The 14,769-nt window shown below is 26.7% G+C and carries 12 protein-coding genes, 2 tRNA genes, 1 other RNA gene and 2 pseudogenes; 8 read left to right on the forward strand and 9 right to left on the reverse strand.

Features of this window, described 5'->3' with window-relative positions; genetic code table 4:
* Positions 1-10: 10 nt before the first annotated feature.
* The 3 genes from dnaG to EXC53_RS03295 form a co-directional block, all read right to left on the reverse strand.
* On the reverse strand, positions 11-1,993 hold the full coding sequence (dnaG, locus tag EXC53_RS03285) for a DNA primase (protein ID WP_119571994.1): 1,983 nt from the start codon (positions 1,991-1,993) through the stop codon (positions 11-13).
* Positions 1,994-2,042: 49 nt separating this feature from the next.
* Positions 2,043-3,392 carry a glycine--tRNA ligase gene (locus EXC53_RS03290; RefSeq protein ID WP_119571993.1) on the reverse strand — a complete coding sequence of 450 codons (1,350 nt, stop codon included), beginning with the start codon at positions 3,390-3,392 and terminating at the stop codon, positions 2,043-2,045.
* A 130-nt stretch (positions 3,393-3,522) separates the two neighbouring features.
* Entirely contained in the window at positions 3,523-4,077 is a 555-nt protein-coding gene (locus EXC53_RS03295) for a thymidine kinase (RefSeq protein ID WP_119571992.1), read from the reverse strand.
* A 59-nt stretch (positions 4,078-4,136) separates the two neighbouring features.
* Between EXC53_RS03295 and EXC53_RS03300 the strand changes: the two genes are divergently transcribed.
* Together EXC53_RS03300 and EXC53_RS03305 are read left to right on the forward strand one after the other, a co-directional pair.
* Positions 4,137-4,532 carry a hypothetical protein gene (locus EXC53_RS03300; protein WP_165261046.1) on the forward strand — a complete coding sequence of 132 codons (396 nt, stop codon included), beginning with the start codon at positions 4,137-4,139 and terminating at the stop codon, positions 4,530-4,532.
* A gap of 18 nt (positions 4,533-4,550) precedes the next feature.
* Positions 4,551-5,246: a transposase gene (locus tag EXC53_RS03305; protein ID WP_129724710.1), complete on the forward strand. Its 696-nt coding sequence runs from the start codon at positions 4,551-4,553 to the stop codon at positions 5,244-5,246.
* Positions 5,247-5,257: 11 nt separating this feature from the next.
* Here the strand turns inward: EXC53_RS03305 and EXC53_RS03310 are convergent, their stop codons facing one another.
* The gene (locus EXC53_RS03310; RefSeq protein ID WP_129724567.1) at positions 5,258-6,472 is read right to left on the reverse strand and encodes an IS3 family transposase; all 1,215 of its coding nucleotides are present in this window, start codon (positions 6,470-6,472) and stop codon (positions 5,258-5,260) included.
* A gap of 72 nt (positions 6,473-6,544) precedes the next feature.
* On the opposite strand from EXC53_RS03310, the pseudogene EXC53_RS04385 reads away from it, so the two are divergent.
* Positions 6,545-6,814, forward strand: a pseudogene (locus EXC53_RS04385) (IS3 family transposase); the annotation flags it as partial.
* A 27-nt stretch (positions 6,815-6,841) separates the two neighbouring features.
* A complete protein-coding gene (locus EXC53_RS04230; protein ID WP_165261049.1) occupies positions 6,842-7,036 on the forward strand; it encodes an IS3 family transposase in 195 nt (64 codons plus the stop codon).
* A gap of 17 nt (positions 7,037-7,053) precedes the next feature.
* Here EXC53_RS04230 and EXC53_RS03320 read toward each other — a convergent pair.
* From EXC53_RS03320 to EXC53_RS03335, 4 genes and pseudogenes are all read right to left on the reverse strand, one after another.
* Positions 7,054-7,593 (reverse strand): annotated as a pseudogene (locus EXC53_RS03320) (IS1634-like element ISMsy1 family transposase); the annotation flags it as partial.
* Between the two features lie 179 nt (positions 7,594-7,772).
* The gene (gene proS / locus EXC53_RS03325) at positions 7,773-9,215 is read right to left on the reverse strand and encodes a proline--tRNA ligase (RefSeq protein ID WP_119572245.1); all 1,443 of its coding nucleotides are present in this window, start codon (positions 9,213-9,215) and stop codon (positions 7,773-7,775) included.
* Positions 9,216-9,330: 115 nt separating this feature from the next.
* Positions 9,331-9,405 (reverse strand) — tRNA-Gln (locus EXC53_RS03330).
* A gap of 3 nt (positions 9,406-9,408) precedes the next feature.
* Positions 9,409-9,492, reverse strand: a tRNA-Tyr gene (locus EXC53_RS03335).
* Between the two features lie 175 nt (positions 9,493-9,667).
* On the opposite strand from EXC53_RS03335, the gene smpB reads away from it, so the two are divergent.
* The 4 genes from smpB (at position 9,668) to EXC53_RS03355 (ending at position 13,336) form a co-directional block, all read left to right on the forward strand.
* Positions 9,668-10,102, forward strand: coding sequence for an SsrA-binding protein (gene smpB, locus EXC53_RS03340; RefSeq protein WP_119572246.1), 435 nt, complete (start codon positions 9,668-9,670; stop codon positions 10,100-10,102).
* A gap of 2 nt (positions 10,103-10,104) precedes the next feature.
* Positions 10,105-10,491, forward strand: a transfer-messenger RNA (tmRNA) gene (gene ssrA, locus EXC53_RS03345).
* A gap of 499 nt (positions 10,492-10,990) precedes the next feature.
* Positions 10,991-12,532 carry an AlbA family DNA-binding domain-containing protein gene (locus EXC53_RS03350; RefSeq protein WP_119572247.1) on the forward strand — a complete coding sequence of 514 codons (1,542 nt, stop codon included), beginning with the start codon at positions 10,991-10,993 and terminating at the stop codon, positions 12,530-12,532.
* Between the two features lie 177 nt (positions 12,533-12,709).
* Complete coding sequence (locus EXC53_RS03355) at positions 12,710-13,336, forward strand: DUF6037 family protein (protein WP_129724714.1); 627 nt, start codon at positions 12,710-12,712, stop codon at positions 13,334-13,336.
* A gap of 334 nt (positions 13,337-13,670) precedes the next feature.
* Here the strand turns inward: EXC53_RS03355 and EXC53_RS03360 are convergent, their stop codons facing one another.
* A complete protein-coding gene (locus EXC53_RS03360; protein ID WP_129724716.1) occupies positions 13,671-14,768 on the reverse strand; it encodes an IS30 family transposase in 1,098 nt (365 codons plus the stop codon).
* Between the last annotated feature and the right edge of the window lies 1 nt (position 14,769).

Here is a 14,769-nt window from a genome sequence, read left to right on the forward strand (position 1 = left end):
TCTTATGGTTTTATTTTGATTTTTCATTATCTATTGAAATACCTTTTTTACAAATTTTAATTAAAGATTGAATTATTTCTTGATTTTCTTGGCCTTTATCATAAAGAAGATTTACTCTCTCTTGTAATTCTTGTTTAATTACCCTAAACAAAGGTTCTAAATTAAGATGAAAAATAAACTCTTCGTTATTTGCTTTCTTTTCTTCATACTCAATTAAAATTTTTTTGATTTTTTCTCGTTCCTCTATTACAAATGAATGAGCAGTATCTTTGATAAATTTTTCTCTTTCATCATCTTCTTTATAAAGCATTTTAGGAAAATTGCTTTTTGAAAGCTCGTTATAAACAATTTTTTCAATTTGTTGCAAAAATGTATCTTGAATTTTCTCTTCTAAATGAGATAAAATTGTTTTCTCATAGCTATTTTTTAAATCTGTATAAATATTTAAAAAATCATTTGTGAAAATAGCAGGAATGACATTAGCTTCTTTATTATCCGCATTTTCGACAAAAAAATCAAAGATAGGTCTAAAATGAAGTAAATAAATTAAAAATCTTGAACGAAGACCTATCCCATTTTTTGGACTAAAAAGTTCCAGTTTTAATTGTTCCTTTTTATCTTGTCTATTGAAATGATTTTTTCTAGAATTATTTGAATAATCGCTAGGTGCTGCTAAAGGCTCTGGTCCTTGTGTAAAGTTGTTTCATAAATTATTTTCTAAATTAAAATTTGTAGATTTGAAAGTTAATTTTGTATTGAATTTATGTTCGAATTTAGCATTAATATAATTTCTAATATCTTCATTAGCATCACTAAATAAATTAATAAGTTCACTAGCGGCCGCATTAATGTTATTAAAATCTATTTTTTGATCTAAGTTATGTTTCTTAACAATAAAATCATAAGCAAAATCAGGAGCAGATTTTTGATTTTCATGAAGAAGATTAATAAGTTTTTCTTTTCCAAAATGATTCAAAATCTCGTCAGGATCTTTACCTAAGTTATTAATTACAACATTAACTGTATTGCGACTTGCAAGCAAAGTTTTGATAGATTTAATTGTAGCATTAATTCCGGCATTATCACCATCTAAAAACATTATAACTTCATGATTTTTGATTAATTTTAAATGATCTTTTGTAAGTGCTGTCCCCATAATAGCAACAACATTTTCAATTCCGGCACGATAAAGAGCAATTACGTCCATAAATCCTTCAACAATAATAATTTGTTTTTTAGAATTAATAGCTTCTTTTGCGTTTTGATAATTATAAAGTAAGTGTGATTTTTTGAAAAGATGAGTTTCTGGTGAATTGATATATTTAGCACTTGAAGTTTGATTTAAAGCACGAGCACTAAAACCAACAACTTCGCCAAATTCATTTCGAATTGCAAAAGTAATTCTATTTCAAAATATATGATTAAATTCAGAATTTAAAAGACCAGCTTGAACTAATTGTTCTTGACTAACATTTATTTTTTTGAAATAATCTACAATTTCATTTTGACTTGCAAAACCAATATCAAATTTATCACGAATCACAATCTCATCAAGTTTTCTTGTTTTTAAATAACTTAAAGCTTCTTTTGACAAAATAACTCTTGATTTATAGAAATTATTAGTTGTATCTAAAATTCAAAGTGTAGCTTCGTCTTGTTCGTTTCTTTGAATTACACGTGTTTTTTTAATGGCTTGAAAATCAAAGTTAAGTCCAATTTTTTGAGCAAGAACTTCAAGTGCATCAATATATGAAATACCTTTATATTTAGTTAAGAACTTAATTGAATCACCGCTTTCACCACATGCAAAACATTTATAAATACCTTTACTTTCACTAACAGTAAAACTAGGTTTAGTATCTTGGTGAAACGGACAAAGACCTAAATAATTATTCCCTTTTTTATTAAGTGGAATAGACTCAGAAATTAAATCAACAATATTTATATTGTTTTTAATTTCATCAATTATTTCTTTCGGGATAAATTTGGTCATATCTTACCTCAATATAATTTGAAGATTATGAATTAAATAATTTTAATTATTAATTTTCTGATTTTAAATAATTTGTAATTTCGCTAATTGGAATTCTAATTTGTTCCATTGTATCTCGATTTCTCAAAGTAACACAATTATCATTTAATGTATCATAGTCAATTGTTAAACAATAGTATGTTCCGATTGCATCTTGACGACGATATCTTTTTCCTATTGAGCCTGCTTCATCATAAGTTGTTGAAATTCCTTGTGCAACTAAATTTCTAAAAATTTCTTGTGCAGGTTCTGCAAGTTTTTTAACAAGTGGTAAAATTGCAATTTTATAAGGAGCAATGTTTAGTGGGAAAGATAAAACTGTTCTTGTTTCATTTTCGAGTATTTCTTCTTTATAACAATTTGAAATAACAGCTAACATTAAACGATCAAGACCAATACTTGGTTCGATTACATATGGGATTATTTTTTGATTAGTTGTTGGATCTAAATATTCTAATGATTCACCTGTTGCATTCATATGACTTTTTAAATCAAAATCAGTACGGTTGGCAACACCTAATAATTCTCCTCACCCGAATGGGAAAAGAAATTCAATATCACTTGTCCCAGCTGAGTAATGAGCAAGTTCTTCTGGATCATGTGCTCGAACACGAATATTATTTTCAGTAATACCTAATTTAAGAACAAAATTATAAGCTTTATCAATGTAGTATTTGAATCATTGGTCAGCTTCTTCTGGTTTTGTGAAAAATTCAAGTTCCATTTGTTCGAATTCTCTTGTTCTAAAAATAAAGTTTCCAGGGGTTACTTCATTTCTAAAACTTTTTCCGATTTGACCAATTCCTAATGGCAACTTGCTTCTAGTAGTTCTTTGAACATTTTTGAAGTTAACAAAGATCCCTTGTGCAGTTTCTGGTCTTAAATAAACTTTTGATTTTGAATCCTCGGTTACACCCTGGCGAGTTTCGAACATTAAATTAAATTGCTTAATTTCTGTTCAATCAGTTTTTGAACCTTCGTATTCTTTGATGTTTTCAACAACAAAGTTTCTCATTTCTTCAAAACTCATTTTTTCCGGAATTAAATCAGGATTAACTTCTTGAATTAATTTATCTGCTCGATATCTTTTTCCATTAACTTTATTTTCAATTAAAGGGTCACTAAAATTTCCTACGTGACCACTTGTTACTCATACTTGTGGATTCATTAAAATTTTAGAATCAATTAGAAAATTACTTGGTTCTTTTAAGATGAACTCTTTTTTTCAAGCGTTTGCAATATTGTCTTTTAAAAGAGCACCAAGAGGACCATAATCTCATGTATTTGAAAGTCCTCCATAAATTTCACTACCTTGAAAAACGAATCCTGAATTCTTTAAATGATTAACTATTTCTTGCATTTTTTCTCTATTATTTAGCATAATCTATATTTTACCATTTTTAATACTAAATAAGCAAGTATTTTTAGAGTGAAATTCAACTTAGAAAAAGATTGTAAATTAGTTTATTTTTTATAAATTCAAAGCTTAATTAAAGTTTCTTTTTGTGGCAAATTCTACATCTTGCTTCGTACTCTGAATCACCTAATAAATGTCTTTCCTTTGAGTTTACTTTCCGATATGACATATTTGCTTGTCCCTTGCAAGACATACAAACAGCTTTGAGTTTTAAAGCATGATCACAAAGTGCTAAAAGTTCAGCGGTTGTATCAAAACTCTTACCTTCAAAATCCATATCTAAACCTGACACAACAACACGAATTCCTTTATGAAGCATTTTAATAATTTCTTGACAAATTTCAATTTTAAAAAAATGAACTTCGTCAAAAGCAACTGCTTGGGTATTTTTATCAATAAAATTTCAAACTTCTTGTGGATTTTGAATTGAAATAGCTTGAACTTTTGAGCCAGTTCGAGAAACAATATCTTGTTCTGAAAAGCGTGTATCAAATTGCGGTTTAAAAACAGTTGTTTCTACTCCTGCGATTTTTCATATTTTGATACGTTTAATTAACTCCGCACTTTTCCCTGCAAACATTGGTCCTGTAATAACTTCGAGTGAACCTTTTGGATATTTATAAAACATATATGACGCTCCTTAAATTTGTTTATTACAATTTTAATTTAATTTCTTATAATTTGAATATGAAAGAAAAAATGACTAAGAGTTCTTTTTCATGAGAAATTAAAAAAGAAATCATTAATAACACAACCACAAAACCCGAAATTATTGCTTTTATCAATGGACTAATTTTTACAAACGCAATCGAAGATGAAATAAAATACGAATTAAGGATCAAAAATCAATACATTCTCGAAAAAATACTCAAACGCCTTGACAAAATTAAAGTTCCATATTATAGACAATCAAATTGAAAAAATATGTTTTATATTTATAAAAATGATTTTCTAATTAAAGAAAAAATTCAGTACAAAGATCACTTAACTTCTTTTTTTGCTGGTGTATTCTGTGGTGGTGGCTATATTTCTTCAAAAACAACAACCTCTTATCATTTGGAAATTTCTAAACTAGGACAATAAAAATTAACATTCCTTCGAATGTTAATTTTTTATATTTTTAAAGGAGAAAAAATGGGAAAACATTTTACAGAAGAACAAGAAAAAGAAATTTATAATACATTTTTTCAATTAGGTAAAAAGGATGCGATTGAACTGATGTATAAATATGGTGCAAAAGCAAAAGATAAATATGTGAAAGCGAGATTACGAAGAATATTAAAACATTATAATTTTAATATGAATAAAAAACCAAGAAAGCCTGGAACCGGTAGGTCAAGAAAAGCGAAAGAACAAGATATAAATTGAAACATTTTTACACGAGAAGATTTAATTGAAATTGCAAAAAGATATAGAGAAATTACAAAAGATAAATTTAAAACAGAAAAAGTTCAAGAGGCATCACATATTAATATGGCTTCGTATAAACTTGCTATTTTGTTGTATCCTTGTAGACAAACAATATCCAAACATAAAAGAAATAATTTTGCTCCTAGAATTAAATCCAGAAAAATAAAGTACCAAGACTTGATTATTGATTCATTTAAACAAAATAGATCTAAATATGGTAGACAAAAATTAAAATATTTTATCTTAAAGCACTATAAAATAGACATAAACGAAAGAACTCTAGGAAGATATATGAATGCCTTAGGTTTATTTTGCAATGTCAGAAAAAGAAAAAAACTAAAAGAATCAAAGAACACATCTATCATAAAAGAAAACATTGTAAACTAGGACAGAAAAAATTAACAATTTATTAAATTGGATAGCCCCATACTATATTCGTATGGGGTTTTTCAATTCAGACATGATTGAATTCTAAATTTATTGTATCAATGAACATAATTAGATATCACTTTTTCTAGTTCATTCAAAGTCATAGCTTTGATATTTAAATCTCTAATTAATTCAGTTTTTAAATTTGAAAATCAATATTCCACAACTCTATTATCTAAACTATTTCCTACTTTTGAAAGCGAAATTATTCCACCTTTATTTTGAATAAAACGAGAAAAATCATCAGATGTATAAGTTGAGCAATGATCTGAATGTAGTATAAAACTTTTTTCAAAATCAACATTTTCAAATGTTTTGTAAATTAATTTTGAATCATTAAATTTGGAAAGAGAAAAACTAATTATTTCTTTAGTTTTATGTTTAATTACTACTGAAAGATAAACATTATTGTTTATTGCATCTTTTGTCGCTGGAAGATATGTTACATCAGTAGCGTATATATTTCTGTTATATACATCATTATAATCTCTATTAACAATGTTTTCTTTTATGATAGATGTGTTCTTTGATTCTTTTAGTTTTTTTCTTTTTCTGACATTGCAAAATAAACCTAAGGCATTCATATATCTTCCTAGAGTTCTTTCGTTTATGTCTATTTTATAGTGCTTTAAGATAAAATATTTTAATTTTTGTCTACCATATTTAGATCTATTTTGTTTAAATGAATCAATAATCAAGTCTTGGTACTTTATTTTTCTGGATTTAATTCTAGGAGCAAAATTATTTCTTTTATGTTTGGATATTGTTTGTCTACAAAGATACAACAAAATAGCAAGTTTATACGAAGCCATATTAATATGTGATGCCTCTTGAACTTTTTCTGTTTTAAATTTATCTTTTGTAATTTCTCTATATCTTTTTGCAATTTCAATTAAATCTTCTCGTGTAAAAATGTTTCAATTTATATCTTGTTCTTTCGCTTTTCTTGACCTACCGGTTCCAGGCTTTCTTGGTTTTTTATTCATATTAAAATTATAATGTTTTAATATTCTTCGTAATCTCGCTTTCACATATTTATCTTTTGCTTTTGCACCATATTTATACATCAGTTCAATCGCATCCTTTTTACCTAATTGAAAAAATGTATTATAAATTTCTTTTTCTTGTTCTTCTGTAAAATGTTTACCCATTTTTTCTCCTTTAAAAATATAAAAAATTAACATTCGAAGGAATGTTAATTTTTATTGTCCTAGTTTATTGTTAATAGAGATTATAATGATGTATATAACAGAAATATATACGCTACTGATGTAACATATCTTCCAGCGACAAAAGATGCAATAAACAATAATGTTTATCTTTCAGTAGTAATTAAACATAAAACTAAAGAAATAATTAGTTTTTCTCTTTCCAAATTTAATGATTCAAAATTAATTTACAAAACATTTGAAAATGTTGATTTTGAAAAAAGTTTTATACTACATTCAGATCATTGCTCAACTTATACATCTGATGATTTTTCTCGTTTTATTCAAAATAAAGGTGGAATAATTTCGCTTTCAAAAGTAGGAAATAGTTTAGATAATAGAGTTGTGGAATATTGATTTTCAAATTTAAAAACTGAATTAATTAGAGATTTAAATATCAAAGCTATGACTTTGAATGAACTAGAAAAAGTGATATCTAATTATGTTCATTGATACAATAAATTTAGAATTCAATCATGTCTGAATTGAAAAACCCCATACGAATATAGTATGGGGCTATCCAATTTAATAAATTGTTAATTTTTTCTGTCCTAGTTTAAAATTGTATTTTTATATTCTAAAAAAGTATCAAAATAGTTATAAATTGAAGATTTTTTTACATCTATCTTATGTAAAAAATCATTTTTGTTTTTGTATTGACAAATATAACTTCTTGGTTGAATTATTCTTGTTGCAACAATAAATTCTAATACTTCTTCTAAAGATTTGTGTTTAGTTTTAGGTAATCCTTTAAATAAATCTAGTTCTTTAATTACTTTATAAATAAGTTCAATACCAACGTTTTTTACATTTGTTTCGACAGATGTTGGGTTAAGTAATTGGAAAAATTTGGTTTTAACTTCAATTTTATCTTCTCCAACAGGAACCAATCTAGCAATTGGTTTTAAATCATCGATGTTTTGCAGAGAATATTTTTCTTTAATTTCTTCTCAATAACCTAATCCAACTAAATTCCCAATCCCTTTACCGTATCCTTTTGATATTCCTAATGCAATGTAAATCCCTTTTGGGTTTTTTCTTTTATACAGAATGTAGTTACTCATATTTATATTATACATTATTATCATTGTAATCATTGTAAAAAATTAAAATAATTAAAAAGTGTACTTATATACTATGTATATAAGTAATAAGGTAAAAGGTATAAAAAAGAGCTTCCAACTTGGAAACTCAGGATTGACTAAGAAAACTCAATAAAGTAGTTAATGATCATAAAAAAGCAAAAGAAAATCAAGTTGATTAAACAACTTGATTTTTAATATGCTTTCGCAAAAACAACATAACGATTTGTTTCACTATCACAATGTTTATAAATACATTTTGCATTTTTTAAAGGTTTATCTAAAATTTTAGGAATACATCTTGTAGTTGCTCCTGTTTCTGCTTTAATGTCTTCTTCAGCTTGTTCAGAACAACAAAATGGTGCAATAACAAAGTTTTGTTTTTCAATGTTTGTTTTAAAATCGTCGTAGTTGTAAACATAAATAGTTTTTTCGTCAAGACGCTGTTTAGCTGCTGCATAAAGATCGTCATGAATTTGATCTAATAATTGTCCAACTTGTGTTTTAACTTGATCTAATTTAACCAAAATTTTTGTTTCGACTTGATCTCTACGAACAATTGTTACCATATCATTTTCAAGATCACGTGGACCAACTTCAATTCTAAGTGGCACTCCTTGAATTTCACTATTTGCCGCTTTATATCCTGGATTTTTATCACTTGAATCTAATCTCACACGATATTTACGTCCTAATTCTGATTGCAATTTAGCAGCAACTTCAGAAACTCTTGGTGATTTTTTAGCAAAAAGTTCTAAAATATCGACTTGAATTGGAGCAACACGTGGAGGGATAATAATTCCACGGTTATCACCATGTGTCATGATAATAGCGCCAATTAATCTTGTTGTAACACCTCATGAAGTTTGATAAACAAATTCTTCTTTATTTTCTTTATTTTTAAATGTAATTTTATAAGGTTTAGAAAAGTTTTGAGCAAGATAATGACTAGTACCCGCTTGAAGAGCTTTACCATCTTTCATCATTGCTTCAATTGTGTATGTTGAACACGCACCAGCGAATTTTTCGTGTGGTGTTTTTTTACCAACAATAGTTGGAATTGCTAAATAATTTTTTAAAAATTTTGAATAAGTGTTAATCATTGAACGAGTAAATTTTCTCGCTTCAAGTGGATCAGCATGTGAAGTATGACCTTCTTGTCATAAAAACTCTCTTGATCTTAAAAATGGATTAGTTGTTTTTTCTCATCTTAAAACATTTGCTCATTGATTAAAAATTAATGGTAAGTCATTATATGATTCAATTGAATTTTTAAAAAAATCAGCAAAAAGAACTTCAGAAGTAGGTCTAATATATAATTTTTCACTAAGCTCACGATTTCCGACATGCGTAACTGTTGCAAGTTCTGGATTAAATCCTTCAACATGCTCTTTTTCAAGAGCAAATAAACTTTCAGGAATTAATAATGGTAAATATACATTTTGAACACCTTTTTCTTTAAAAATTTTATTAAGGTTTTCTTGAATTAATTCTCAAATACCATATGAATTAGGTTTGAAAATTAAAGTTCCTTTTGTTGGTCCATAAGCAATTAAATTACCATTTTTGACAACATCAGTATATCATCTTGGGAAATCTTTTTCAAGTGGTGTAATTTTATCTAATTCTTTTTTCATATCATATGATATTTTACAATTATATTTTTAAAAGATTAAAAAAAGATTGATTTATTTTAAAAAAATCAATCTTTTCATTTTCAAAATAGAATAAAAAAATCGTCTTCCGACGATATGGCTGCCCCAGTTAGATTCGAACTAACGCATGGCGGAACCAAAACCCGCTGCCTTACCGCTTGGCTATGGGGCAAAATGGTGGGGGGAGAGGGATTCGAACCCCCGAATCCTAAGAAAGTGGGTTACAGCCACCCGCATTTGGCCGCTTTGCTATCCCCCCAAGTTGCAATATTATTATACAAGAAATTTTATTTAAACAAAACTTTTTTTAATTTTGTTTAAATTTCAATTTATTTCTTGATAACTTGCAATTAATATTTTAAAGCAATTTCAAAATGCACCAAATAAAATTTTGAAAAAGTTAGTTTCTTATCATTTATAATATTAATTGAATTATGAAAATAATATCTAATAATAAAAAAGCATTTCATGATTATGAAATTTTAGAAAAATATGAAGCCGGAATTGAACTTCAAGGATGAGAAGTAAAAACTTGTAGAGCAAATAGTGTTGATATTTCCAATGCATACTGCTCAATTTATAAAGATGAAGTCTATTTAAAAGATTCTTTCTTTAAACAATACATGCTATTAAAATGCGATGAATATCGTGATCGCAAACTTCTCTTACATAAAAAAGAAATTCGTAAACTTAAACAAAAAATTGAAACAATGCAAGTTACATTAATTCCATTAAAATTATATTTTTCAGGAAGTTACATAAAATTAGAAATTGCACTTGCAAAAGGTTTAAAAAAATACGACAAACGTGCTAAAATAGTTAAGGAAGAAACCCAAAAAGCAATTAAAAAAGCTTTAAAGTTTTATTAAACGGGGGTGTAATGGTTTCGACACATATAGGTGGTTGAGCGTTGCAGTAGTGTGGCAGACTATAATTGCTACTAGGCTTTCTTAAACGGAAAATCTGAAAAACAAGCTGAAGAATTTTCATTCAGCAACCCAGCTTTCGCTGGAACACAAAGCTTTGCATTTGCTTAATAAATAGCAGTAAAGTCGTTTTTGACCGACTCCTTTAAGTTAAAAATGTTGTTAAAAAGGATAGCTAAAGAAAATGATCGCAGCTTTAGTGAAATTAGATCAATTATCAAAAACTTTCTTGTTTGTTCTAGTTTTCGATAATTACAAAGAATAAACTAAACTGTAGAAGCGTAAAATTTGCTTATGTGTGGACACGGGTTCGACTCCCGTCATCTCCACCATTTGATAGATAGAGGTTTGATGCTAAGCAATCAGACTTTTTTTATTTTTTTAAGCAATTCAAAAGCATAAGACGGTTTTTATAAACATATAAAAATTAAAATTATAACTCTATGATGGTCTTATATTTAGGGTGCACAAAATGCTATAATTATTAAAGAATATAATTTCACAAAATGGATTAAAGCAAGTCATGAAACGAGACTACGGAATAACAATTAAAATTTAAAATATTAAGCTCAAACTATTATCAAATGAGTTTAGTTTAATTTTATGAATATTTTTCACATCCCCCAAGAAATGAGAAAATGGTAAATATTCTCTAAAAAACCAATTATTATGTAAAAAATTATATTAATATCAAATCGATCAATAATAAAAAAACAACTAAAAAAGAATAATTATAATCATATTAAGTATTAAAACAAAACAATAAGTCTTTTATAGAAATTTATTAATTATTTTGAATATCTCAATATAAAAATAAAAAAAGGAGTTATCATGCAGATTCTTGATATAAAGAGAATGGCTCATAACATTCTTGAAAATAGAAATATGGAAAATAGTTTTATTGAATATAAAAAGTCAGTAAATTTTAAAGATAAAATTCTAAAAACCGCTTGTGCTTTTGCTAATAATTACATGAACAACGAGATCGGATTATTATTTATTGGCATAGAAGAAGTAGATGATAAAGAGACAGGTGAAAAGGCAATTCCTAAAAGACCAATTACAGGAATAACTGAATCAAAAATTGAATGTATCGAAAACGAATTAAAGTCTCTCCTTTCTAATATTCATCCCAAAATTAAATATCATATTACTTCTGACATAATTGATAATAAATATTATATGATTCTTGCAGTAGAACCCACTGCAGGTGGTCCGTTTCAAACAAGTGAGAAAGCAGAAAAAGACAAAAATATAAGATTAAAAGCAGGAAGATATATTAGAGTTGAAAGAGATTCTAGGTTACCTAATCCAACTGAAGAATTTGAGATATTAAAAAAATTTGCAGGATTCTCATTTAGTTCAAACCTCAATGAGACAGCAACAATAGATGATTTAAGCTATGAGTATATGAAAGAATACTTATTCCAAACAGGAGCGAAAAAAGATATTAGAGAAATGTCGAAACTGGATATAGCAAAAAGTCTACAACTTGTAAGTGAAAGCGAGTATGGAGGTTATAGAGCAAAGAATTTCGCTGTACTTATGTTCGCTGAAAAGCCAAATAAATTTATTCCAAATGCTCATGTGGAAATCATAAGAGAAGTTGAGGGAACAGATAAAATGGAATCAAAGAGATTTGATGGACCAGTTTGGATGCAAGTTAAACAGGTAAATGATTACTTCAAAAACAATATTATGACTTCTTATACAATTAGAGAATCTAATAAAATTGAACACAAAATTATATTTAACTATCCACTTACAGCATTTGAAGAACTTGCTACAAATGCTATATTGCATAAAGAGTATGATACACCTGAATATGTAGGAATATATATTTATAAAGATAGCATTTCTTTTGTAAATCACAATAGACCATTGCCGCCTGTTACGATAAATGCTTTGAATAACAATAAACGTTTTGATAGAAGACAATATATTAATAAAGAATTGAAAGATATGTTTTTTGCACTTAATTTAATAGAGTCTTACGGATCAGGTATAAGACGTGCAAAAGATGCTCTTTTAGAAAACAATTCACCTGATTTAAAGTTTTATCCTGATAACGAAGAAGATAATTATACAAACGCAGTCATGGGCATCAATGCGGAATTTTTAAATGATCATTTTAATAGTAGTAATTACCAAAAAACTACTACTAAAACTACTACTAAAACTACTACTAAACAAGACGAAATTATCAAAATGATAATGCAAAATCCTGAAATAAGTGCAAAAGAAATAGCAGATAAATTAAACCTTACAATAGATGGTGTTCGTTATCATCTAACCAAAATGAAAAAAGCAGGTTTTATCAAATATGAAGGCTCAACAAAATTAGGTAAATGAATAGTTGTAAAGTTAAATTAAATTGTAAATAGATTCAAATTAAAAAAGTTAATTTTAGTAACATGAATTTTAATTCATTTTTTTGATTTTGAGGATTTTTAAAAAAGTTAAAACAATTTTAGTATATAATACAATGATTTATGAAATTCAAAATAAATGAGTGGCTTGCGATATAATAATAATGAAAGGAATATTATTATGCGAAGTTTAGAAAATTTAAAAAAACTAAAATTAGACATGGAAGAAAAGGAGCGATTAATATCAAGTTTTATCTTTAAATACAAAGAAATTAAATATATTGTATTAGTAGAAAGGTTTACAGAAGAAAAACAAAAGAAAAATAAATTTGCACTATTAAAGTTAAACTTTATAGATGATTCGGAAAAAGAATTAGTTTGCGAGGCCAATTCTTGTTGCTTATTGTTAGAAGCTCGAGAAATAAGAGAATATTTTAAAATAGAATACAAAGAAAATATAGGAGATATATTAAGGCAGTTTAGTAAATATTTCGGAAGCAAAATACCTACAAAAATGAAAGAAAATCACGAATGTAGTGATGAAGAAAGAGTCGCAATAGTAAAAAAAATGAGTAATAAAGATTCAGAAGATCCGAATAAAAAATATTGCATTGGTATAAGAAGAAATCCCAAAGGTCAAAAAAGAAGCATTTATAATAGTGAAAAAACATATATATTAAGAGAAAAATTATATACGTGATTTGAAAAAGACAATACTATAAGCTTTTGTTATTCTAAAGTCAAAGAAGAAGAAAAAACAGATAAAGAAATAATTGAGAATTTTGCAAAAAAAGAAAATTTAAAATAAAAGAAGCTATAGAAATTAGCTATATTAGAATAAATAAATTATCCATGACTCCACGTGTCCTAAAAACTAAATCAGGATAAAAAATTAGACACATTCCAAAAAGAAAGGAATGTGGCTCGATTGTAATTTGCATTGCAACGAAAAAAATTGAAAAACAAAAGAAAAAAGCATGGTTTTATAAACTGGGACACGAAAAGTGGACAAAAAGTTTAATTTACTAAAACACCTCAACACTCTTGAGGTGGCTCGAGTGTAACTTGCAGTGCAACGAAAAACACCTTCCCTTGAGAAATTTAGGGAGGTGTTTTTTTGGTGTTTTTGTTTTGAGTTTTAATTAACTATTTTTATAAGTTTTAAAGAACTTATTTCTTTTGGTGTTAGATCTTCTTTTTCTATAAGAATATTCATATAATTGCATTTCTTTGATTTTTGGATCTCAAGGTTCTTTAAAATAATTTCAATTAAAAAATAATTCATCAGATGTTAAAAAACCTAATATTTCTCTTGGCATATTGTTAATTTTTCTTTCTGTTTCTATTATATTTTCATCTAGTATTTTGTTAAAATTTGTTTTCTTCGGATATTGTCTTCTTACTAATCCATTGAAGTTTTCTATTGAACCTTTTTGAAAAGATGCATATGCATCGGCTTTGTAAATTTTAATTTGTAGCCTATATCCTATCATGAAAAAGATCTTAAATTCAAATCCGTTATCAATTGTTATAGACTTCACATTTAATTTTCTTTCTTTAATTAATTCGAATAAAATTTTAGCTACAATTCAAGGGTTTTTATTAGGTACTTTTCTTATTAATCCATACCTAGTTTTTCTTTCTTCAAAAGTTAGTAAATGTTCGCTTTTTGAACCTGTTTTTCCAATTATTAAATCAGCTTCTCAGTGCCCGAATTCTGACCTATCATTAATATTTTTAGGCCTAAAAGTTATAGGAACTATATATCTATTTCCAACAAGTCTTGTTAAAACATTCCCATTTCTTTTTCCGCCTTTTTTATAATAACTTCGTAATTTATTTTTCTTTGTTAATGCTCATAAACCACTATTAATTCAGTTGTACAAAGTTTTTAAAGAAGGGACAGGAAAATTATTGGTATTATATACTATTAATCTGGAATTTTTGACTCCTAAAAAAATAGGATTATATATATTTAAAAAAGCTTTTGTAAAATCATTGTAATAAGAAAATTCAGATTCTAATTTAAATTGATATTTTCATTTTTCTCTTATTTTATGTTTCTTTTCAGCCTCTTCTGCTATATATCCATTTTCTGTTGAATTATTTTTGATTTCTCTTCAAATTGTAGATTTTGAAAATCCAATTTCTTTAGCAATTTGTTCTATAGAGAGTGAACTATTTTTTAAAAAAAATTCTAATTGAACTCTCGTTTTAAATGTAATTCTTTTATAATTCATA

The sequence above is a fragment of the Mycoplasmopsis gallopavonis genome, assembly GCF_900660635.1.
GTDB classification, from domain to species: domain Bacteria; phylum Bacillota_I; class Bacilli_A; order Mycoplasmatales; family Metamycoplasmataceae; genus Mycoplasmopsis; species Mycoplasmopsis gallopavonis.